Source organism: Micromonospora sp. NPDC047762, from assembly GCF_043204655.1.
Taxonomy (GTDB): Bacteria; Actinomycetota; Actinomycetes; order Mycobacteriales; family Micromonosporaceae; genus Micromonospora.
This window is the reverse complement of record NZ_JBIDCQ010000014.1, coordinates 1-21,502: the sequence shown is the minus strand read 5'-3', so window position 1 is coordinate 21,502 and position 21,502 is coordinate 1. Positions and strand designations below refer to the sequence as shown.

The 21,502-nt window shown below is 72.3% G+C and carries 21 protein-coding genes; 10 read left to right on the top strand and 11 right to left on the bottom strand.

Translation table 11 applies throughout. From position 1 onward, the window contains the following. Nucleotides 1-6: 6 nt before the first annotated feature. Nucleotides 7-513: an Lrp/AsnC family transcriptional regulator gene (locus tag ACGF3C_RS31430; RefSeq protein ID WP_387354722.1), complete on the bottom strand. Its 507-nt coding sequence runs from the start codon at nt 511-513 to the stop codon at nt 7-9. A gap of 105 nt (nt 514-618) precedes the next feature. Here ACGF3C_RS31430 and pdhA point away from each other — a divergent pair, with 105 nt between their 5' ends. From pdhA to ACGF3C_RS31410, 4 genes are all read left to right on the top strand, one after another. Further along, nucleotides 619-1,785, top strand: coding sequence for a pyruvate dehydrogenase (acetyl-transferring) E1 component subunit alpha (pdhA, locus tag ACGF3C_RS31425; protein ID WP_393227343.1), 1,167 nt, complete (start codon nt 619-621; stop codon nt 1,783-1,785). Continuing rightward, nucleotides 1,782-2,786, top strand: coding sequence for an alpha-ketoacid dehydrogenase subunit beta (locus ACGF3C_RS31420; RefSeq protein WP_393227491.1), 1,005 nt, complete (start codon nt 1,782-1,784; stop codon nt 2,784-2,786). Before pdhA ends, ACGF3C_RS31420 begins: the two co-directional genes overlap by 4 nt. Beyond that, entirely contained in the window at nt 2,783-4,135 is a 1,353-nt protein-coding gene (locus ACGF3C_RS31415; RefSeq protein WP_393227341.1) for a dihydrolipoamide acetyltransferase family protein, read from the top strand. The genes ACGF3C_RS31420 and ACGF3C_RS31415 overlap by 4 nt, the downstream gene beginning before the upstream one ends. Before the next feature lie 179 nt (nt 4,136-4,314). Continuing rightward, entirely contained in the window at nt 4,315-5,994 is a 1,680-nt protein-coding gene (locus tag ACGF3C_RS31410) for a right-handed parallel beta-helix repeat-containing protein (protein WP_357235461.1), read from the top strand. A gap of 117 nt (nt 5,995-6,111) precedes the next feature. Here ACGF3C_RS31410 and ACGF3C_RS31405 read toward each other — a convergent pair whose 3' ends face one another. Both ACGF3C_RS31405 and ACGF3C_RS31400 read right to left on the bottom strand, forming a co-directional pair. Continuing rightward, nucleotides 6,112-8,211 (bottom strand): PQQ-dependent sugar dehydrogenase, encoded by a 2,100-nt coding sequence (locus tag ACGF3C_RS31405; protein WP_357233307.1) that lies wholly within the window; start codon nt 8,209-8,211, stop codon nt 6,112-6,114. A gap of 23 nt (nt 8,212-8,234) precedes the next feature. Next, the gene (locus ACGF3C_RS31400) at nt 8,235-9,200 is read right to left on the bottom strand and encodes a sugar phosphate isomerase/epimerase family protein (protein ID WP_393227339.1); all 966 of its coding nucleotides are present in this window, start codon (nt 9,198-9,200) and stop codon (nt 8,235-8,237) included. Nucleotides 9,201-9,910: 710 nt separating this feature from the next. Here ACGF3C_RS31400 and ACGF3C_RS31395 point away from each other — a divergent pair. Continuing rightward, entirely contained in the window at nt 9,911-11,176 is a 1,266-nt protein-coding gene (locus ACGF3C_RS31395; RefSeq protein WP_393227337.1) for an Ig-like domain-containing protein, read from the top strand. A 203-nt stretch (nt 11,177-11,379) separates the two neighbouring features. Here ACGF3C_RS31395 and ACGF3C_RS31390 read toward each other — a convergent pair whose 3' ends face one another. Beyond that, the gene (locus ACGF3C_RS31390; protein ID WP_357232635.1) at nt 11,380-12,396 is read right to left on the bottom strand and encodes an SMP-30/gluconolactonase/LRE family protein; all 1,017 of its coding nucleotides are present in this window, start codon (nt 12,394-12,396) and stop codon (nt 11,380-11,382) included. A gap of 183 nt (nt 12,397-12,579) precedes the next feature. On the opposite strand from ACGF3C_RS31390, the gene ACGF3C_RS31385 reads away from it, so the two are divergent. Next, the gene (locus ACGF3C_RS31385) at nt 12,580-12,966 is read left to right on the top strand and encodes an STAS domain-containing protein (RefSeq protein ID WP_357206061.1); all 387 of its coding nucleotides are present in this window, start codon (nt 12,580-12,582) and stop codon (nt 12,964-12,966) included. A 79-nt stretch (nt 12,967-13,045) separates the two neighbouring features. Here ACGF3C_RS31385 and ACGF3C_RS31380 read toward each other — a convergent pair whose 3' ends face one another. Beyond that, a complete protein-coding gene (locus ACGF3C_RS31380; RefSeq protein ID WP_238685740.1) occupies nt 13,046-13,438 on the bottom strand; it encodes an FKBP-type peptidyl-prolyl cis-trans isomerase in 393 nt (130 codons plus the stop codon). 217 nt (nt 13,439-13,655) lie between these two features. Further along, nucleotides 13,656-14,213 carry a hypothetical protein gene (locus tag ACGF3C_RS31375; protein ID WP_393227334.1) on the bottom strand — a complete coding sequence of 186 codons (558 nt, stop codon included), beginning with the start codon at nt 14,211-14,213 and terminating at the stop codon, nt 13,656-13,658. A gap of 189 nt (nt 14,214-14,402) precedes the next feature. On the opposite strand from ACGF3C_RS31375, the gene ACGF3C_RS31370 reads away from it, so the two are divergent. Together ACGF3C_RS31370 and ACGF3C_RS31365 are read left to right on the top strand one after the other, a co-directional pair. Further along, a complete protein-coding gene (locus ACGF3C_RS31370; RefSeq protein WP_393227332.1) occupies nt 14,403-15,092 on the top strand; it encodes a CBS domain-containing protein in 690 nt (229 codons plus the stop codon). Nucleotides 15,093-15,263: 171 nt separating this feature from the next. Then, entirely contained in the window at nt 15,264-16,205 is a 942-nt protein-coding gene (locus ACGF3C_RS31365; RefSeq protein ID WP_393227330.1) for a TerC/Alx family metal homeostasis membrane protein, read from the top strand. A gap of 121 nt (nt 16,206-16,326) precedes the next feature. Here the strand turns inward: ACGF3C_RS31365 and ACGF3C_RS31360 are convergent, their stop codons facing one another. From ACGF3C_RS31360 to ACGF3C_RS31340, 5 genes are read right to left on the bottom strand one after another with little or no spacing between them, the layout of a single operon-like run. Continuing rightward, nucleotides 16,327-17,052: a helical backbone metal receptor gene (locus tag ACGF3C_RS31360; protein ID WP_393227328.1), complete on the bottom strand. Its 726-nt coding sequence runs from the start codon at nt 17,050-17,052 to the stop codon at nt 16,327-16,329. A 55-nt stretch (nt 17,053-17,107) separates the two neighbouring features. Next, nucleotides 17,108-17,668 (bottom strand): hypothetical protein, encoded by a 561-nt coding sequence (locus ACGF3C_RS31355; protein ID WP_355009824.1) that lies wholly within the window; start codon nt 17,666-17,668, stop codon nt 17,108-17,110. Then, nucleotides 17,665-18,186 carry a DUF6286 domain-containing protein gene (locus ACGF3C_RS31350; RefSeq protein WP_393227326.1) on the bottom strand — a complete coding sequence of 174 codons (522 nt, stop codon included), beginning with the start codon at nt 18,184-18,186 and terminating at the stop codon, nt 17,665-17,667. Before ACGF3C_RS31350 ends, ACGF3C_RS31355 begins: the two co-directional genes overlap by 4 nt. A gap of 1 nt (nt 18,187) precedes the next feature. Continuing rightward, nucleotides 18,188-18,568, bottom strand: a complete 381-nt coding sequence (locus ACGF3C_RS31345; protein WP_357233805.1) for an Asp23/Gls24 family envelope stress response protein — start codon at nt 18,566-18,568, stop codon at nt 18,188-18,190. Next, nucleotides 18,565-18,756: a hypothetical protein gene (locus ACGF3C_RS31340; protein WP_357233807.1), complete on the bottom strand. Its 192-nt coding sequence runs from the start codon at nt 18,754-18,756 to the stop codon at nt 18,565-18,567. Before ACGF3C_RS31340 ends, ACGF3C_RS31345 begins: the two co-directional genes overlap by 4 nt. Nucleotides 18,757-18,920: 164 nt before the next feature. Between ACGF3C_RS31340 and ACGF3C_RS31335 the strand changes: the two genes are divergently transcribed. Both ACGF3C_RS31335 and ACGF3C_RS31330 read left to right on the top strand, forming a co-directional pair. Then, nucleotides 18,921-19,796, top strand: a complete 876-nt coding sequence (locus tag ACGF3C_RS31335) for a hypothetical protein (RefSeq protein ID WP_393227324.1) — start codon at nt 18,921-18,923, stop codon at nt 19,794-19,796. A gap of 295 nt (nt 19,797-20,091) precedes the next feature. Further along, nucleotides 20,092-21,366 carry a hypothetical protein gene (locus ACGF3C_RS31330; protein ID WP_357233811.1) on the top strand — a complete coding sequence of 425 codons (1,275 nt, stop codon included), beginning with the start codon at nt 20,092-20,094 and terminating at the stop codon, nt 21,364-21,366. The last annotated feature ends 136 nt before the right edge of the window (nt 21,367-21,502 follow it).

Sequence of the window (21,502 nt, the reverse complement as noted above, 5' to 3'; positions counted from 1 at the left end):
CGGCGGTCACGCCCAGGGGCTGCCAACCCCGTCGAACTCCTCGAAGACCAGCCAGGTGCGGGTGGACAGCACCCCCGGAATGCTCTGCACCCGACCCAGCACCACGTCGCGCAGCGCGGCGTTGTCCGGCGCGCGCACCAGCGCGAGCACGTCGTGGTCACCGCCGAGCAACGCGGCGTGCTCGATGTAGCGCACCTGGGCCAGCTCGGCCGACACCTCCCGCCAGGTGTTCTGCTCGATGGTCAGGGCGATGTACGCCGACGTGCCCAGCCCGGCCGCCTCGGGTGCCACCTGGGCCCGGAACCCGGTGATCACCCCGTCGCGCAGCAACCGCTCCACCCGCGCGTACGCGTTGGTTCGGGAGATGTGGATCCGCTCGGCGAGGGTACGCACCGACGTCCGACCGTCGCGGACCAGCTCGTCGAGGATCCGCCGGTCGACCTCGTCCAACGCTCGGGCCGATCGTCCCGATCCCGCGCCCCGGCCTGCTTCGTCGGCGGTCTCCTGGCTCACTGGTACGCCCTCCGCATGCCAACCGTCCCGCCTTCTGTGTCGATCTTGAGTCAATCATCCACAAGCGGAAGCATAGGCTCACCACACGTCCCAGGAGGTTCCGCCGTGACGACCACTCCCCAGGCGGTCCGCAGGGCATCCCCGCGCACCCGTCGAACGGTCACCCCGCCCGACCCGGCGCGCTCGTTGCTACCGGACGCCGAGCCGGTCCGCCTGCTCGCCGAGAACGGCACGCCGCTGCCCGCCCGCGCCGACTACCCCGAACCACCCGCCGAGGTGCTGCGCGAGCTGTACCGCCGGATGGTGCTCGGCCGCCGCTTCGACACCCAGGCGACCGCCCTGACCAAGCAGGGCCGGCTGGCCGTCTACCCGTCCTCGCGGGGCCAGGAGGCGTGCCAGGTCGGCGCGGTCCTCGCGGTCCGCGACACCGACTGGGTCTTCCCCACGTACCGCGAGTCGATGGCGCTGGTTGCCCGAGGCATCGACCCCGTCGAGGTGCTCACCCTGCTGCGCGGCGACTGGCACTGCGGCTACGACCCGACCGAGGTGCACACCGCGCCGCAGTGCACCCCCCTCGCCACCCAGTGCGTGCACGCCGCCGGGCTGGCGCACGGCGAGGCGTACCAGGGCCGCGACACCGTGGCGCTGGCCTTCATCGGTGACGGCGCCACCAGCGAGGGCGACTTCCACGAGGGGATCAACTTCGCCGCCGTGTTCAAGGCGCCGGTGGTCTTCTTCGTGCAGAACAACAGGTACGCGATCAGCGTCCCGCTGTCCCGGCAGACCGCCGCGCCGTCGCTGGCCTACAAGGGCGTCGGCTACGGCGTACCCAGTGAGCAGGTCGACGGCAACGACCCGGTGGCGGTGCTCGCCGTGCTCACCCGCGCGGTCGCCCACGCCCGTGCCGGCAAGGGACCGTTCCTGGTCGAGGCGCACACCTACCGGATGGAGCCGCACACCAACGCCGACGACGCCAGTCGCTACCGCGACGGCGCCGAGGTCGACGCCTGGCGGGACCGGGACCCGGTCGCCCGCCTGGAGACCTACCTGCGCGCCCGCGGTGTGCTCGACGACGCGGCCGTCGCCGAGATCGCCGAGCAGGCCGAGGCGTACGCGGCGGACCTGCGGACCCGGATGAACGAGCAGCCCACCGTCGATCCGCTGAGCCTCTTCGACCACGTCTACGCCGAGCCCACCCCGCAGCTTGTCGAACAGCGTGAGCAGGTCCGCGCCGAGCTGGCCGCCGCGCACGCCGAGGAGGGCGACGCCTGATGGCCACCACCATGGCGAAGGCGCTCAACACCGCGCTCGCCGACGCGCTCGCCGCCGACGAGCGGGTCGTCGTCTTCGGCGAGGACGTCGGCGCGCTCGGCGGCGTCTTCCGGATCACCGACGGCCTCCAGGCCCGCTTCGGCGAGAACCGCTGCTTCGACACCCCCCTCGCCGAGGCCGGCATCGTCGGCTTCGCCGTCGGCATGGCCATGTCCGGCCTGCGCCCGGTGGTCGAGATGCAGTTCGACGCGTTCGCGTACCCGGCGTTCGAGCAGATCGCCTCCCACGTGGCGAAGCTGCGCAACCGCACCAGGGGCGCGCTGAGCGTGCCGATCGTCATCCGCGTGCCGTACGCGGGCGGGATCGGCGGGGTCGAGCACCACTGCGACTCGTCCGAGGCGTACTACGCGCACACCCCCGGACTGAAGGTGGTCACCCCGGCGACCGTCGACGACGCGTACTCGCTGCTGCGCGAGGCCATCGAGGACCCCGACCCGGTGGTCTTCATGGAGCCAAAGAAGCTCTACTTCACCAGCGCCGAGGCGTCCCTGCCGACCCGCAACGAGCCGTTCGGCCGGGCCGTCGTGCGCCGGCCCGGACGCGACGCCACGCTGGTGGCGTACGGGCCGGCGGTGCCGGTCGCGTTGGAGGCCGCCGAGGCCGCCCGGGAGGAGGGATGGGACCTGGAGGTCGTCGACGTACGCACCATCGTGCCGTTCGACGACGAGACCATCACCGCCTCGGTCCGGCGCACCGGCCGGTGCGTGGTGATCCAGGAGGCGCCCGGCTTCGCGGGCGTCGGCGCGGAGATCGCCGCCCGGGTGCAGGAGCGCTGCTTCCACGCGCTGCACGCCCCGGTGCTGCGGGTCGCCGGGCTGGACATCCCCTACCCGGCGCCGATGCTGGAGCACACCCACCTGCCCGGCGTGGACCGGGTGCTCGACGCGGTCGCCCGCCTTCAGTGGGACGACCAGCCGGACGCGCGTTGGGCGGCGGCATGACCATCGTCGAACGGACGCAGGTCTTCCTCCTGCCCGACCTGGGCGAAGGGCTGAGCGAGGCCGAGATCGTCGAGTGGCGGGTCGCCGTGGGTGACGTGGTCACCGTCGACCAGAGCGTGGTCGAGGTGGAGACCGCCAAGGCCGTTGTCGACGTGCCCTGCCCGTACGCCGGCCGGGTGGTCACCCTGCACGGCGCGGCCGGTGAGGTACGCCCGGTCGGCCAGCCGTTGATCACCATCGCGCCGCTGGACGGGGGCGACGAGCCCGCCGGGCACGCCACCTACCGCGAGGAGGAACGGGCCGGCTCGGGCAACGTGCTCATCGGGTACGGCACCGGCCACGGCACCGCCACCCGCCGTCGGCGTCGGCCCCGCCTGGCGGTGGCCCCCGAACCGGCTGACGCCGGCCCGACCGGCGGCACCGGCGCGGCTGCCGGTGCCGTGTCGCGCGACCCGGCAGCGCGCTCCGCCGCCCTGGTCATCTCCCCGATAGTGCGGCGGTTGGCCCGTGAGCACGGCGTGGACCTCGACATGGTGCGGGGCACCGGACCGGGGGGTGTGATCCGCCGCGCCGACGTGGAGGCCGCGCTGACCGCGCCCGCCGCCCGGCTCGCCGCCGTGCCGGAACCGCAGGTCGGGTCGGCCCCGGCCGGGGACGGCGACGTCATCGTCGCGCTGACCGGCGTCCGCAAGGTGATCGCCGACAAGCTCTCCCGCAGCCGGCGGGAGATCCCGGAGGTGACCATCTGGGTCGACGTGGACGCCACCGGGCTGTTGGAGACCCGCGCCGCGATCAACGCCGCGACGCCCGACGCGCCGGTGAGCATCCTGGCCCTGCTGGCCCGGATCTGCCTCAGCGGACTACGCCGGTTCCCGCAGCTCAACGCCCGGGTCGACACCGAGGCGCAGCGCATCGTCCAGTCCGCCGGGGTGCACCTCGGCATCGCCGCGCAGACCGACCGGGGGCTCCTGGTGCCGGTGTTGCGCGACGCCCAGCGGCTCACCACCGCCGAGCTGGCCGCCGAACTGGCGGCCACCACGGCCGCCGCGCGGGCCGGCAGCCTGCCCCCGGCCCGGCTGACCGGTGGCACCTTCACCCTGAACAACTACGGGGTGTTCGGCGTCGACGGCTCCACGCCGATCATCAACCACCCCGAGGCGGCCCTGCTCGGGATCGGGCGGATCGTGGACAAGCCGTGGGTGGTCGACGGGCAGCTCGCCGTCCGCAAGGTGACCCAGCTCAGCCTCACCTTCGACCATCGGGTCTGCGACGGCGGGGTGGCCGGCGGCTTCCTGCGGCACGTCGCCGACTGCGTGGAGCGACCGGCGCTGCTGATCGCCGCCGTCTGACGCGTACCCCCCTCGGCCCCGGCGCCGCCCGTGCGGCGTCGGGGCCGGCGCACGTCCAGGGCTCCCCGGCGGCGTCATCGGGCCGGCGGCGTCATCGGGTCGGGGTTTCCCGGCGGCCTCACCGGGAAGTCGGCCCCGCCGGAACGCACCGAACGCGTCGAAGGGAGCCCGCCGTGGCCGTGGCGAACGAGCTGCTACTGAACTCGGTCCGGGTACGACGGCCCGCCTCGGCCGGCGCGCCGCTGTACTGCGACGCGCTGGAGTACGGGCTCACCGGTGACGGTGCGACCAACGACCAGCCGGCGCTGGCCGCCCTCGTGGACCGCCTCGGTGCCGGGTACGCCTCGGACGGACGGGCCCGGGTCATCTACTGCCCGCCGGGCATCTACTCGATCCGGGACGCGGGCACCGTGTGGCGCAGCGGTGTGTCGTTGATCGGGGCCGGCCCGGCGGCGACCCGGTTCATGCTCAGCAACGAGGGCAACCGGGCCGACCCCACCCCGTTGGCCTTCTGGACCACTGTGCAGCACGGCGCCGACCGGGACCGGCACATCGCCGACTGCACCTTCTCCGACTTCCAGATCGACGGCTCCGGCGTCGCCATGGCCGAGTACAACTACCTGGCCAAGGGCCTCGGCCTCCAGTACGTGGTGCGGGGCGTCTTCCGCAACCTCTACATCCACCACACCGCCGCCACCGGGCTGGGCTGCGACTTCCTCCAGGACTCCCTGATCGACGGCGTGGTGGTGGTCGGCTGTGGCCGACTGGACAACGGCGAGCAGATGGGTGGCGCCGGCATCGGGATCGGCATCGGCGGCTGGGGAGCGGTGGAGCGGCTGACCATCGCCAACTGCACCGCCCTGGCCAACGGCACCAACGGAATCTTCCTGGAGCTGCAGAAGGACTACTGGGTGCCGCCGCGCGGCTACCGCATCGTCGGCTGCCACAGTCAGGGCAACCGCTTCGGCATCTCCGACTGGGGCGCCGACGGCCTGATCGTCTCCGCCTGCACCATGACCGGAAACCTGGAAACCGGGTTCGACGTGTCGGCGCAGGGCACCTCGTCGGTGGCCGGCCGGGGTGGGCTGCTCACCGACTGCGTCATCGACGGCAACATGTGCGACGGGGTCAGCATCGGTAACAGCCCTGGCCCGTACACCGTCCGAGGCAACCGGATCAGCGGCAACGGCCGGCACGGTTATCACTCGCACGACCTCGGGCGCGGCTACCGGGGCTCGATCCGGGACGTGGTGATCGAGAGCAACGAGTTCTGGGGCAACGGCCTCGACGCGATCCGGATCGACCACCAGATGACCGACGCGGTGCTGCTCAACAACCGCATCCGCAACAACGGGCGGCAGTACGGCGAGGGCACCGGCGGTACCGGTGACGCCGTCCGCTACAGCGAGCGGTGCCTGGTGGACCGGTCGGCCAACTGGCCGCACGACGGGCACCGGGGCAAGGTCCTGCGGGTCGGGAAGTCAGTGGCCATGGTGGCCTCCAACACCGGCGACGAACTCACCCTCGCCCCGGTCCGCCCGGACGCGTTCAGCGCGTGGAGCGGGGACGTGCCACCGCCGGGATGCGGATACGAGCTGGCGGCCGCACCGAAGCTGCGGGCCGGTATCACCGTCGACGCGCCGTTCGACTCGGCGACCATCCGGGGCAACCGGGTGTGGGACAACCACGACAACCCGACCCAGACGCACGGGCTGTGGATCACCGAGCGGGGCAGTTGCGTGGACTGCCGGGTCGAGGACAACGACCTGGCCGGCAACGCCGACGAGGGCATGCGACTGGACACCCCGCCGGTGGGCGGACGGTGGCGGGACAACCACGTGGACAGCGACTGGAGCTGACCCGACGTCGGTCGCCGTCGGGACGCCAGGGCGATGGCGACGGCGGGATCCGGACGCTAACGACGTGCGGCGGCGGCCGGAAGGATCCGGCCGCCGCCACTGTCGTGGTGAAACCGATCAGCCGGCCAGACCGGCAACCGGGGTCGGGTCCAGCACCACGGTCGCCGAAGCGGACTGCGGGGGTACGCCCGGGTCGGTCGGGGCGTCGGTGTACTCCGCGACGAACACCGCGGTCAGGTTGTCCGCGCCGCTGTGCCCACCGTCGAGGAAGGTGGGGATGCTTCCGGAGCAACCCGTCGAGGTGGACAGCGGGTGCCCGTGCTCATCGTGCCCGAGCACGTAGGTGACCTTCACCCGGGAGCAGTCCACCGGCAGGTCGTCGGTGACCTTCACCTCGTACGCGACGGTCTGCCCGAACTGGAACGGCTGCCCGGCCTCCGGGGCGACGAACTCGATGACCGGCGCGGTCGGCCCCACCACCAGCGGCAGGGACGCCGAGGCGGACCGTCCGGTGCGGTCGGTGACCTTCAACGTCGGCGTGTACGAGCCGTTCTCCGGGAACGTCCAGCTCGCGTTCGGAGCGGTGCTGTCCACCGAGCCGTCCGCGTTGAAGTCCCACGCGTAGCTGAGCTTGTCACCGTCCGGGTCGGTCGTGCCGGCGCTGGAGAACGCGACGGTCAGCGGGGCCTGCCCGACGGTCGGGGTGCCACTGATCTTCGGGATCGGTGTCCGGTTGCCCCGCACGAAGTCGATCCGGGACAGCTGCGCGTCCGGGTTCTCAGCGAAGTAACCGTCGCCGTACTCCAGGACGTAGAGCGCGCCGTCCGGGCCGAACTCCATGTCCATCGGGTTGTCCACCACCAGCGACGGTGCCACCGGGCGGATGTCGGCGACGTCCCCGTCCTCGTCGAGGCGGAACTCCTTGATGTAGTCACGGGTCCACTCGTAGAACAGCGGCACCCCGTCGTAGTAGGCGGGCCAGCGGGTACGCGACGTGCTGGTCCCGTCGTACTCGTAGGCCGGGCCGCCCATCGGTGCGATGCCGCCGGTGCCCAACTGCGGGAACTCGGCCGAGGGTGCGGCCGCGTACCAGACCTCCGGCTGCTCGACCGGCGGCAGTACGCGCTTGCCGGTGTTGTGCGGTGAGTCGTTGACCGGGCGCTTGCAGTTGAACTTGGCGCCGGACTCACCGGTGGCGAAGTCGTAGTCGCGGTAGGCGATCGTCGGCGTCACGCAGTACGGCCAGCCGTAGTTCGCCGGCTTGTCGACGCGCATCCACCGACCGTGCCCGGCCGGCCCGCGCTCCGGGTCCGGGTTGGACGCGTCCGGGGAGTAGTCGCCCACGTACACGTCGTCGGTCCGCTTGTCGACGGCGAACCGGAACGCGTTGCGCAGCCCCATCGCGTAGATCTCGGGGCGGGTCTGCGCCGTGCCGGGCTTGAACAGGTTGCCGGCCGGCACCGTGTAGCCGCCACCGGCCTTGACCTTGATCCGCAGCAGCTTGCCGCGCAGGTCGTTGGTGTTGGCCGCGGTGCGCTGGGCGTCGTACGCCGGGTTGCGGTCGGCCCGCTCGTCGATCGGGATGTAGCCGTCGGAGGCGAACGGGTTGGTGTCGTCACCCGTCGACAGGTACAGGTTGCCCTTGCTGTCGAAGTCGATCTGACCGCCGACGTGGCAGCAGATGCCCCGGTCGGTGGGCACGTCGATGATCTGCTGCTCGCTGGCGAGGTTCAGCTTCTGCCCGTCCAGCTTGAACCGGGACAGCCGCAGCGCGCCCTTGAAGCGCTGCCAGTCCGCCTCGGTGCCGGTCTCCGGCGCGTCGCCCTCGTTGACGCCGGGAGTCGCCGGGTCGTCCACCGGCGTGTCCATCGGCGGTGAGTAGTAGAGGTACACCCACTTGTTCTGGGCGAAGTTCGGGTCGATGGCGACGCCCTGCAACCCCTCCTCGTCGTGCTCGTACACCGGAATGTCGGCGGCGATGGTGTTCAGCCCGGTGCGCGGGTCGTGGATGCGGACCTCACCGGTACGGGAGGTGTGCAGCACCCGCAGGTCGGGCAGGACGGCGAGGCTCATCGGCTCGCCCGGGAAGTCGTTCAATGTCACTTTCTGGAAGCTGCTGTCCGGCGGCGCGGCTGGCGCCGCGGACGCTGCCGACGGTGGTACGGCCAGACCGGCCGTCACCAACAGCAGGGCGGACGCGAATGCGGTCCTGTTCATCAGGTGAGTCCCCCGGGGTGGTTTCAGTACCGAAGTGAAGCGAGGTAGTCGAAGCCGACGCGAGCGGTGTCCAGGGCGTCGGCGGGGGAGCGCGGCGCGGTGCCCGCGTCGTCGCGCTCCACGATGTACTCCTCGATGCCGGCTTCCCGCTCGTGGGCGAAGATGCGGCCGAAATCGATGAGGCCGTCGCCGAGGTCGGCGAAACCACCCTCGACGTCGAGGTCCTTGACGTGCACCTGGCGGATCCGGCCGCGGTTGGCACGGATCACGTCGACCGGGTCGTGGGCGCCCCGCCAGGTCCAGTAGAGGTCGAGCTCGAAGTGCACCAGCCGGGAATCGGTCTGCGAGCTGAGGATGTCGAACCCGGTCGAGCCGCCGGTCAGCGGCACGAACTCGAGCTGGTGGTTGTGGTAGCCGAAATCCAGCCCCGCGCGTTCGGCGAGCCGACCGGCGCGGTTCAGGTCCCGAGCCAGGGCCCGGTAGACGGCGGGGTCGCGGATCGGCTGACCGCTCGCGTCCCGACCGAAGTACGGGTGGACGATCTTCTTGCAGCCCACCACGTTGGCGTCGGCGAGAGCCTGCTCCCAGGTGGCGGCGTCGAACGGCTGCGGGATGCCGACGTGACCGGAGGTGGAACGCAGCCCGGCCTCGTCGAGCGCGGCCCGGAACTGTGCGGCGGTGCGTCCGACGAAACCGGCGTGCTCCACTCGCCGATAGCCGATCCGACGCAGCGCGTCCAGGGTGCCGGGCAGGTCGGCGGCGAGCTGGTCACGCAGCGTGTAGAGCTGAATGCTGATCCGGTCCACCGGCACCCGGCGGCGGCCCTGGGCCTGCCCGGTGGGTGCGGCGGGTGCGGCGACGGCCGGGCCGCCGAGCAGACCGGCGGCGCCGACAGCGGCTGCGGAGACGGTCGCGGCGCGCAGAACTCCCCGCCGGCTGACCGGCTCGGGCACCGGTGTCGGCCCCGGTCGGTTGAGTTGTTGATCCATGGTGGTGGTCCCTTCCTGACGGCTGGTACGCCGTCGGCGGCGGTCGACCTGACTGCCGTCCGCCGGGCGCGCCGAACCGGCCGGAGGCGGGCTCCGGCTGGACGGTGAGGGACGGCGCGGGTGCGGCCCGGACCCATCGGGAGCGGAACGCGGCGACCCGGCAGAGGTGGCGGCAAGTTGATCGACGAATGGGCAACCCTCTATCTAGATCCAGACCTTACCCTTGCCTCCGGACGAAGGCAAAGCTTTGTCGCGTTCGCCGGAAGTTTCGCTTCAACTGACAAAAGTCCGCCCACGAGGTGCGCCACCGGGCCTGAGCTTCTACTTCCCGTGCCCACCGCGCCGCGCGTTCCACCTCTCGCCCGGCCGCCCGCCCCGCCCCGGCCGCCCGGCGCTTGATCCACTCGGGTTCCTGGAAGTCGCGGTGTCAGGACGGCCGGGATGCCCCAAGTTCCTTGAAGCCGCGTCGATCATGCGCTGGGTCGACGGTGCCGCCGCCTCCGCTCGCCATTCGGACAGTCGACGTTGCGTCGCTCAAGCGGAGCAAAGCGCATGACACGGGTCGGTTGAACCCTTGTTCCGGCCAAGCGGAGCATTGTTGGAAAATGGGTCGATAAATGCGCGGCCAATTATTTCTGAATGCCGCAAATGGTCCCGCCAAGCGGGCAAGAATGTGGCGGAGGGAAGTCGAAAAACGGGGGGACTGAAACATGACGTCTAGGCGGCGATTGACGCTGTTGGCGGTAACCATCGCAGCGGCACCACTCGTCCTGGGTGCGTGCACCGCCGACCGGGGTTCGGCGACCGGCTCGGCCAAGAAGCACGCCGCGCCGGAACTCGCTCTGACGCCGGGGGACAAGGCCCGGGACGTCCCGGTCAGCGCCGAGGTGGGCACCGTGGTCAAGGGTGGACGGGTCACCGGCGTACGGCTCACCGACGACAAGGGCAAGCAGGTCAACGCCGAACCGCGCGAGGACGGCTCCGGCTGGGTGCCGAGCGCCCCGCTGCAACCACGACGGACCTACACCGCGGAGGTGACCGCGACCGGTGACTCCGGTGCCACCACCACCCGCACCACCACGTTCACGACGATGGCCAAGTCGACCAGGCCGCAGATCACCAGCACCCTCTATTTCAACGGCAATCGGACGTACGGCACGGCGATGCCGGTAACGGTGGCCTTCGACCCAGGAATTCCGAAAGAGGCCAGGGCGGATGTCCAGCGGCGGTTGTTCGTAAAGACGAATCCGCCGCAACCGGGTGCCTGGTCGTGGCTTGAGGATGGAAGTCAGGTCTATTACCGGGCCCCCGATTTCTGGAAGCCGGGGACCACCATCAGTGTCCGGGCCGGTCTGGAGGGTCTGCCGATCGGGAAGAATCTGGTCGGCGACGCCGAGCGGACCGCGACCTCCAAGATCGGACGGCAGGTCTCGCTGGAGATCGACAACGCCACCAAGCAGATGACCGTCCTGCGCGACGGCAAGCAGGTGCGCCGCATCCCGGTGAGCCTGGGTAAGCCGAGCACGCCGAGTTCCAGCGGCAAGATGGTGATCATGGAAAAGCACGAGCGGGTCACCTTCGACACCCGGGGTGAGCCGAACGGTGGCTACGTGGTCGACGTCGACGACGCCCAGCGCTACACCTGGGGCGGCGAGTTCATCCACTCCGCACCCTGGTCGGAGGGGGACCAGGGCAACACCAACGTCTCGCACGGTTGCGCGAACGTCTCCGCCACCGCGGCCGACTGGTTGATGGGGGTGACGCAGGTCGGTGACCTGGTCACCGTCAAGGGCACCGAGGTGGAGCTCCAGCCGGGCAACGGCTGGACCGCGTGGAACGTGAGCTGGGACGAGTTCGCCAAGGGCAGCGCCCTGCCGGTGCCGCCCGGGCTCAAGCCCGCGCCGGTCGCCCCGGCGCATCCGGGCGCGGTGGCCGGTGGATCGCCCGCACCGGCGCCCTCCGTCAGCGGCCGCTGAGCGGAAGAACGGGGCCGGCCCGCACGACGGCGGGTGTCCCGTCGCCCGTAAGCCGGGCGACGGGACACCCACCGCGCCGATCTTGCACTTACTGCGCCGACACAGTGGGACATTTCACGCATCCCGGCGACAGGAAACGCAAGATCGGCGCGGTGGTGCGTGGGGGCGTGGGGGCGTGGGTCAGGGGGGCAGGGGGTCAGGGGTCAGGTCAGGGGTACGCGGGCTACTCCGGGACCGGTCAGGCTGCCCAGCCAGAGGTGGTCGCCGTGCTGGCGTACCCCGGTGATCATTGAGTAGTGCCCGTTCGGACCGTGCAGCGTCCGGCGGACCGTTCCCGCGTCGTCGACCAGCGCGACCAGCCCGTAGCGGCGTGGCTGCGGCTGCATCGCGTCGGGCAGCAGGGCGGCGATCTGGCGCAGACGCGGATGGGGCAGCAGCCGTTCGGCGATCGGCACCCGGGGGCTGGGCAGTGCGATCCAGTACGTCCCATCACCCACCGAGGCGAGATTGTCCGGGTACGCGGGCAGGTCGGCGAGGACCCGCACACCGCCGCCGAGCTCGACCCGCAGCAGGCGGTGGGTGCTGGTCTCCACCAGCATCAGCGCCGACTCGTCCGGGGTCAGCGCGATCCCGTTGGGAAAGTACAGCCCGTCGGTCACCACCTCGGTCCGGCCGCTGCCCGGATGGTGGGCCAGCACCCGCCCGTTGGGACGGTGCTCCAGCAGGTCCCGCTTCCAGTGCGAGACCGGAAACCGGTCGGAGCTGTCGGTGAAGTAGATGGTGCCGTCACGGCCCACCGTCGCGTTGTTGGCCAGGTGCACCGAGGGTGCCGTTCCGGTCAGTTCGCGTACCCCGCCGTCCGGGGTGACCCGCAGCAACCCGCGGTACGCGTCGCAGACCACCAGGGCCTCACCGGACGGGTCCAGCTCGATGCCGAGCGGACGGCCCCCGGTCTCGGCCAGCAGGTGGGGTGTGGTGCCGGCCCGCGCGTCGACCGGCCACCACCAGAGCCGACCGTCCTCGTCGCCACTGATCACCCGCCCGGCGCCGTCGACCAGCACGTCCTCGGGGCCGACGGCGCCCGCGGGGAGGGGGAGCAAGTCGGCCTCGTCCAGCCGGCGGTCGATGGGGGCCCATGCCCCGGCCAGCGCCGGAGGGCTGGTCGCCGGCTCGCGGACGGGGCGGATCAGCCGGGGCGGCCGGGGCCGGGGGATCAGCATCGACCTATTCTCCACCCGGATGCCGGCCGGCCCCCGGGTTCCGAGCCCGCGCGGCGCGCCGCGAGAGGCCCCTGACTCCACCCCGAGGAGGAGGTGGGGTACCTCGGGGTATGCCCCTGGGCGTACCCGGAATCACTCCGTGGAGGGGCGAAAGTGTCGGTGGTGGGGGCTAGATTTCTGGGCATGGAAGAGCACAGCGACCGGCTGGACGTGCAGGTCAGCGTGGGTGACCAGATGGTCCTCGTGCGGGTGGCCGGCGAGATCGACATCGCCACCGTGGCCGCGTTCCGGTCCGCGCTGTGGTCCGCGCCGCCCCGCCCGGTCCTTCAACTGGACCTGTCCGGGCTGCGGCTGCTCTCCGCCACCGGCGTTCGCACGCTGCTCGCGGCGCATCTGCGCGTGCGGGCCTGCGGTGGCGAGCTGGTCCTGGTCGACCCGAGCCCGGTGGTGGCGCGGGTGCTGCGCGTCAGCGGGCTGCACCGCGTGATGCCGATTCTGGAGCTGACCTCGCCGATCGAGGCCGCGCGTCGCCCGGTGATCGCCACCACGGACCTGCAACTGGCCGCCTGATCTCGATCGACGAAGTTGGCCGTCACCGTCTCAGCCGGGCCGGGGGCCGCCGGCGCGTGCCGGCGACCCCGACAATGGGTCAGCTCACGCCGAGCAGGTCGACGACGAAGACCAGCGTCTCGCCCGGCTTGATGACGCCGCCGGCACCCCGGTCGCCGTACCCCAGGTGCGGCGGAATGGTCAGGCGGCGGCGACCGCCCACGCGCATGCCGGCGACGCCCTGGTCCCAGCCGGCAATGACCTGACCGCCGCCGAGCGGAAAGTCGAACGCCTCGCCCCGGTTCCAGGACGAGTCGAACTCGCCGCCCGTGGAGTGCGACACGCCGACGTAGTGCACGCTGACCAGTTGGCCCGGCTCGGCCTGCGGGCCGTCGCCAACGGTGATGTCCTCGATCACGAGGTCGGCCGGCGGTGCACCCTCGATCGGACCAACCTCGGGCTTGCCCGACTGGGCGCCTGCTGCCTGGGTCATGCGGGGATCTCCTGCCGTGTTGGGTGATGTGTCCGGTCACCGTCGATCCTGCCGGATCACCCCTCACCGATGTGCGGCGGACCCGCAACCTGCTCCGCAGCCCCGTCCGTCGGTCGAGCACCGGAGTCCCGGTGGCGCTGCGGGCCCGGCCGGTGGAACGACGCCGTGGCGGGCGTCACCGATGCTGGTGACGCCCGCCCAGGGGGGTGTGCGGAGTTCATCGCAGCCAAGGTGTCCGCTGGACGATCGGCAGGGTCGCCCACACCCGGCCCAGGCCCCAGGTGTCGCCGGCGTTGACCAGCGCCAGGACCGCCAGCACCGCCGCGTAGATCAGGTGGTCGTCCATGAAGGGGTTGTTCTCCGGGGGCAGGACGGCGGTCCACATCATGACGAGCAGCAGCCCACCGGCCACGGCGGCGACCCGCATGCCGATGCCGAGCAGCAGCGCGACACCGATCCCGGCCAGGCCGATCATGAAGAGCCAGTCCGCCCAGGCGGCGCCGGCGATCCCGGTGTAGAGATCCTTGAACGGGCCGGTCACGCCGAAGGTCAGGAATCCCTTGGTGGGGCTACCCCCGTTGATCCAGGCGTTCTTCGACTCGGTGGCCATCCCGAGGCCGAACACCTTGTCGATGAAGGCCCAGAGGAAGATCCAGCCCAGTGCCAGCCGGGTGCCGGCCAGGATGTACCGGACGGCCCGCTCGTGAGCGGTACCGGTCTTCGCAGCGGTGTTCTCGGCGGTGACCCGCTCGGTCGTCGCGATCATGGTCTCCACGTCCCTTCTCAGCTTCGCACCGCGCTTCCCGGTGGCATCTCCAGTGGACGCTCACGGCGTCCCCGGCGGCAGGGCCGACAGACCGCAACCGCTCGGGACGTTCGACCCCTCCGGGTCCGGTCCGGCAGCCCTGACGACAGTCGACTCTCGGTCGTAGCGTCCGAGGTGGACCACGAGAGGGAGGCCGTGATGAGGACCTGGCAGGTGGGTGACGTGATGACCCGGGAGGTCGAGACCGTGGTGGCCGAGACCCCGTACCGGGAAATCGTCGATGTGCTGTTGCGCCGCGGGGTCAGCGCGGTGCCGGTGATCGACGATTTCCGCCGAGTGCTGGGGGTGGTGTCCGAGGCCGATCTGCTGCACCGGATCGAACGCGCCGGTGAGCCGGCGCTGCGACGGGTCTTCGAGAGCCGCCGTCGGCGTGGCGCGCGGAGCAAGGGTGCGGCCCTGCTGGCCGGCGACCTGATGACCGCGCCGGCGGTCACCACCGATCCGGAGGCGCCGCTGTCCGCCGCTGCCCGCGTGATGGACCGCGAGCAGGTCAAGCGGTTGCCCGTGGTGGACGACCTTGGCCGGTTGATCGGCATCGTCGGTCGTGCCGACCTGCTGCGGGTGCACCTGCGGTCGGACGCCGAGATTGGTGAGGACGTGGTGCAGGAGGTGCTTCGCCGGGTGCTCGCCGTGCGGGACGGACTGGTCACGGTCGAGGTCCGCCACGGTGACGTGACGCTTGCCGGTCGGCTGGACCGCCGCTCCGCCGTCGACCTCGCCGGTCGGCTCGCGGCGCAGGTCAGTGGCGTGGTGCGGGTGACAAACGCGATCGCCTACGACGCCGACGACACGGTCACCGACCCCGGCCAGGTGATGCCGGTCGCCTGAGGGCGGCTCCCCGACCGCCCGGAGCCTCAGCCGCCGCCCGCACTGCGTCGTATGGGCCCGACCCGACTTCGTTCGACCGTCCGATGCCGGGTCGGGCGTTCACCTAGGCTCGAAAAGGGCCGGCCGGCCTGGTTGACGGGCGGTGCGCGGTGGTCGGTGCGGAGGGCGTCGGTGGCTGAGGCGACGGTCGCGGTCCCGCTGTGGGCCTGGGCGGCGGTCGGCACGGTGATCGCGGCGCTGCTCGCCGTGGATGTGCTCCTGCACCGGGACAACCACGTCATCGAGCTCCGCGAGGCGTTGCTGTGGAGCGCCGTCTGGATCGGCGCGGGTCTGCTGTTCGGGTTGGTCGTCTGGTGGGGCCTCGGGGGCGACCCGGCCATCGCGTACTTCTCCGGCTACCTGCTGGAGAAGGCGCTCTCGGTGGACAACGTGTTCGTCTTCGCGCTGCTCTTCGGCTACTTCCAGGTGCCGTCGGGCTACCAGCACAAGGTGCTGTTCTGGGGTGTCGTGGGGGCGCTCGTCTTCCGGCTGCTGTTCATCTTCGCCGGTGCCGAGTTGCTGGACCGGCTCACCTGGGCCGGGTTCGTGCTGGGCGCGTTCCTGATCTGGACCGGCTGGCGGCTGGCCGTACGCGGGAAGCCGGACGTCGACCCGGAACGCAACCTCGTGGTCCGGTTGTTCCGGCGGCTGGTGCCCACCGACGCCCGCTACCACGGCAACCGGTTCACCGCCCGGGTAGCCGGCCGACGGGTGGCGACGTTGCTGCTGGTCGCGCTCGTCGCCATCGAGGCCACCGACGTGGTCTTCGCCATCGACTCGGTGGCGGCGATCCTTGCCATCACCACGAACACCTTCCTGGTCTGGACGGCCACCGCGTTCGCCGTACTGGGGCTGCGCAGCCTCTACTTCTGCCTCGCCGGCCTGCTGCGACACTTCGGCTACCTGCGGTACGGGTTGGCGCTGCTACTGGCCTTCGCCGGGCTGAAGCTGATCCTCGCCGAGACGCCGGTGGGCAAGCTGCCGGTCTGGTTGACCCTCGCCGTGGTGCTGCTGACCCTGGCGGTTTCCATCGGCGCCAGCACCCTGGCCGCCCGCCGCCGAACCGACGCCTGAGCCGTCGGGCCGCTGGCTGAGCCGTCGGGCCGCTGGCTGAGCCGTCGGGCCGACGCCTGAGCCGTCGGGCCGCTGGCTGGGCCCCGGGCGCGGTGCCCGACCGCCCGGTTGGCGGCGGAGGTCAGCCGGCCAGCACCGGCCGGGACAGCTGGTCGGCGAGCAGCGCGGGCGCCTCGGCCAGGGACGGGCCGTACCAGGTGAGGTGCCGCCCGGAGAGCAGAGCGCACGGTACGCCGGGGAACGCCTCGGGCCCGTCGTCGGCGGTGAACCGGTACGGCTCGTCGGGCAGCACCACCAGGTCGGGCTCCCGCTCGCGTAGCTCGCTGAGGGTCGGGCGGGGATAGCGCTCGGGGTGCTCCTCGTAGGTGTTCGACACGCCGAGGCGACGCAGCACGTCACCGGCGAACGTGTCGCCGCCGAGCACCACCCACGGTCGACGCCAGACCGGCACCACAGCGCTGCGGGTCGCCGTCAGCGGGGGTGGAGTGGCCCACGCCCGCCGGGCGGCGCGCAGCCAGTCCGGCTCCGTCGGCGCACCCAGTTCGGTCAGCAGGTCGCCCAGCTCCGTCAACGCGCCGGGAACGGTCCGTGGATAGGTGACCCGCACCGGCACGCCGGCCGCCCGTAGCGCCTCCGCGTCGGCCCGGCGGTTCTCCTCGACGTTGAGCAGCACCACGTCCGGCCGCAGCGCGCGCACCCGGTCCAGATCGGGGTACTTGCTGCCACCGACCCGGGGCACGTCGAGCCCGGCCGGGTGGCTGCACCAGTCGGTGGCCCCGACCAGTGCTCCCGGCAGGGTAAGCGCCACCGCCTCGGTCAGGGACGGCACCAGCGACACCACCCGCACCCGCGTACCTCCGTTCGCCGCCGACACCGATCATGCCCCCTCGGGCGACGTCGGGTCAGGGGTGGCCGGGCTCGATGCGGGCGGTCACGTCGAGGTGCGCGGGCTGGCAGTCGGTCGTCGCCGCGAACCGGCGGACCGCCGCGCGAACGTGCTCGCGTACGCCGGCGGTCGGCGCGTCGGCGGTGAGGTCCACCCGGATCCACACGTCGGGGTGCGGTGGCGCGCCGGTGAGCACCACCCGGGCCCGGCGTACGCCGGGGTTGCCGGTCAGGTCGCGTACCAGCGCGTCGGCGAGGACGTCGGTGGCCAGCCGGGTCCGGCCCGGCCGGCGTCCAGGGTGGCTCAGGGTGCCGCGCAACGTGCCGTCCGGGCCCCGCAGCTCCCGGGTCAGCAGGCGCTGCCCGGCCAGTGCGAGCAGGGCTGCGGCGGCGGCCGCGGCCAGGCCGCTCCACGGCGCGGCCCTCCGCAACCGTTCGACCAGCTCGGCGCTGAGCAGCGCCGCCGCCGGGTCGGCGCCGGGCAACGTGCCGAGGCTGGCCGTCAGTGCCGCCGCGCCGCCCGCGACCAGCAGCAGCGCGATGATGGTCCACAGCAGCCGGTGCCCGGCGTTGGTCACGCCGGCCGTCGCCGAGGCAGCAGCCGGACGTCGATCCGGGCGGGGCGGGGTGCGGTGAGGTGACGCAACTCCTGGTACACAGCGAACTCGATCTCCGCCCGGGCCGCCGGGTCGCCGGTCGCCCGGACCCGGGGGCGCCACTGACCGCCGCGCCGTCGGACCCGGACGCGGACACGGCGGACGCCCGGCACCGCGCTGGCGGCGTCAGCGAGCCGCCGTTCCACGCAGCGCCGGTGCAGGTACCAGCCGTCGTGCTCGTCGGCGCGCAGGCGGGCCGGTGTCCAGCGGCGCAGTTGGGCGACGAGGATGGCCAGGCCCAGCAGGAGAGCCCCGCCGGCCACTGCCCGGACGGTGGGGTCGCGCCACCGGGTGCCGCTCAGCGCGTCGAGCCAGCCGCTGGTGTCGAGCGGTGTCGGTCTGTGCAGGGTGAGCAGCAACGCCTGGACGGTCGCCGCCGCGCCGCCAAGAAGCAGCACGGTGGCCAGCAGCAACGAGGCGACCCGGTTGGCGGTGCGCATCTCAGCCGTCCTCCGGTGTGGCGGTGCCGACGCCGGAGGAGTCGACGCCGGGGACGAGCAGGTCGTCAACGGTGACCGTCACCACCGCCACGCGGAGCCCGGTCTGGGCGGCCACCCGGTCGGTGACCACCGCCCGGACCGTCTCGGCGATCGTCGGCACGCTGTGCCCGTACCAGGTGATCAGGTGCAGGTCGAGTCCGACGGACCGGTCATCCAGACGGACCGCCGCCGGACGGACGACGGACACGCCCGGCACGAGGCTGGCCGCCTGCACCGCGATCCGCGCGACGTCCGCCGTGTCGCCAGGGCGGCGTTCCGGACCGGCCGTCCCGGCGGCCAGTCCGATGCTGGGGTTCGTCCCTGCGGATGGGCGGGTGGTCATCGCCGCCGCCGAGTGTCGGCGCGGCGGTCGCCGAGACCGGTCATCGCGAGGTCGCCGTCGAGCACCCGGACGACCAGCCAGCCGAGCAGACCGGCGAGCACGGCGAGGGCGGCCACGCCGATGCCGGCGAGCGCCCAGACCGCCACGGCGAGGAACCCGGCGAGGAAGCCGAACTGCTGTCGCGACATGCTCACCTCCGGGCCGGTCCGGTACCGGCGGTCGCTGGATACACCCGGCGGCCATCCCTGGAACGTCAACGCTGCTGTGATCCGCGTCACAGGAGAAGTCGGTGGCCCATGATCGACCACCTAGACTCGGCCCGGCTCGACCGACCGGCGGATGGATCAGGCAGATGACGAGCATCGGGAGCGACGACCGCGGTTGGCTGCGGGCGATGCCCGCCGAGGCGGGGCGCGACGCGCTGCTCAGCCGCGCCGGCCATCGGGTCCTGGCGGCACGCCGGCTCACTGACCTGCTCCAGGGCCGCCCGCCCGGCGTCACCGGCAGTCAGTGGACCTCGGCGAGCCGCGCCAGCTTCGACTTCGTGGTCTACGCCGCCGACAGCGGCCGCCCGGTCGTCGCCGTACAGATCGGCCCCGTTCCGTCTCCCGGCTCGGCGCAGCAGCGCGTGGAGCGCCTCACGGACGCGGTGGGCGCGGCCGCCGGCCTGCCCACCCTGCGGATCGGGTCGCCCACGTTGAGCGCCGCCGAGCATGGCCGCCGCCTGGTCGAGTACGTGATCGACGCGCGTGCCTACGCCGCGGGCGGGGCCACCGCCGCCGGGACCGAACCGGCGCCGGTGGGCTTCCGGGACATCCTGGGCCGGCTGCCGGACGGGCGTACCGGGCCGGTGAACGACCTCGGCGCGCTGACCCGTGTGGCGGCGGTCGAGGCGTACGTGGCCGGGCAGGTGGCCGACCCCATCGTGCGAGGACTGCACGTCCGCTGGCTAGAGGGGCCGGGGCAGGGGTGGAGTTGGGTGCAGGTACGCCCCGACGCGTGCCTCGTCGAGCAGGTCTCGGTGACCGAACACCGTTTCTCCTGCGGCATCGACGCGGCCCGGCTGGCCGAGGATCTCGCCGCCGTCGCCGTGGGGGAACGACTGCGGGAGAACGCCGTCGCCGACCTGCTGTCGCGCGCCGAGTGGACCGCGCAGATCGCCGCGCTGAGCCAGCGCCGCCACGAACTGGTCGGCGGGTTCGCCTTCGACCACCTCTGCGCCGACTGACCAGCGCCCGTTTCACCTGCTGATCCCTGCTCCGCACCGGCTCCGTGTCGGGGCGCGGCAATTTCCTGTGCGTCTGTTGAACCTTCCCGGCCGCCGCCCCGTACTCCTGCGCGAATGAACAGGATCTCCCCATCCGCGTCCACCGGGCGCGGGAGACGGTGCGGAAAGGGCATCGTCGGCCATCGACGCATTACCGGGTAGGTCACGGTGGGTCGCCACCGCGGCGTGCCACCTCACATCCGTCGGTCCGCCGAGGGCAGAAATCCACTACCGGATCGAGAAGGAGAGCAATTCGATGCGCAGGTCCACTCGGGCGCGCCGGCCTTCCGGCAACGCGCGGAGCAAGCGTCTGCTGGCAGTTGTCGGCACGCTCGCGGTCTTCGGCGGAGTTGTCGCCGTGACTCAGATTTCGTCGGCCCAGGACCGGCGGACAAATAAGCCGCGTCCGGCTTCCGGGCAGTGCGTGGAGCCGAGCCCGGGCGCGACCGCGCCGACCGGTGGCGGCTCGACCAGCCGAACCTGGCAGAACGGTCGGTGGGTGCGTAATCACTGGGGTGACGGACAGCAGTCGGTCCCCGAGTGCGAGGACGGCAAGGACGGCACCGTGGGCACCGGCACGGCCATCGCCTGTCCGGACGTGGCGAGCAAGCTGCCGCAGGTGCCAGACCGGGCTCGGGCCGAGGTGGACCGCAACCTCGCCCAGTTGCAGACCCAGATCGCCGAGGCGGACCGCCGGCTCGCCGCCGAGGGCAACAAGGGTGAGGCGTTCATCCGCAACGCGATCCTCCAGCCGTTGGCCGGCAAGCGCCGCGCCGTGCTGGACCGGATCACGACCGCCATCGACCGGGCCGGACCCCGGCCGCAGGGCCTCGCGCAGCTCGCCGAGTGCCAGGTGCAGCCCACCGGCGGAACGGGCGGCAACAACGGCGGCGGCACCACTCCCACCACCACCCCCGGCGGTGGCAACAACGGTGGCGGGAACAACGGCGGCGGGAACAACGGCGGTGGCACCGAGCCCGGCGCCGGGCTCGGCGTGCTCGCCAACGACTGCGACGAGAGCCGGCTCCAGCCGCACGACGGTTTCCAGAACGGCAACCGCTGCGTGAGCACCGAATTCGGTGAGGTCGGCGCGGCGGCCAACAACCCGTCGCTGCTGATCACCCAGTTCCCCGACCAGGTCGGCCAGAACCAGCCCTTCACCCTGCGGGTCAGCACCCGCAACCTGGTCCGGGACCGCTTCCTGGCCGCCGGTCAGGGTGGTTACTACGTGGAGAGCTCGCTCCTCAACGACCAGGGCCTGGTCCGCGGTCACTTCCACACCGCGTGCCGGATGCTGGACAGCCTGACCGCTCCGCCGGAGCCGCAGGAGGTGCCCGCGTTCTTCGTCGCGACCGAGGACGGCCGCGGCGGCGCCCAGCCCGACGAGGTGACGATCCAGATTCCGGGCCTGCCGGAGTCCGGTACCGCCCAGTGCTCCGTCTGGGCCGGTGACGGCTCGCACCGCCTGCCGATGATGGAGCGGGCCAACCAGACCCCCGCCTTCGACTCGGTGCGCATCGACGTCAACTGACCTGACGTACCGGCGGGGGGGGGGGCCCCCCCCCCCCCCCCCCCCCGCGGGGCGGGGGGCGGGGGGGGGGGCGCCCCCCCCCCGCGGCCCCCCCCCGCGCGCGGGGCGGCCCGCCCGGCGGGGGCGCGGGGGGGGT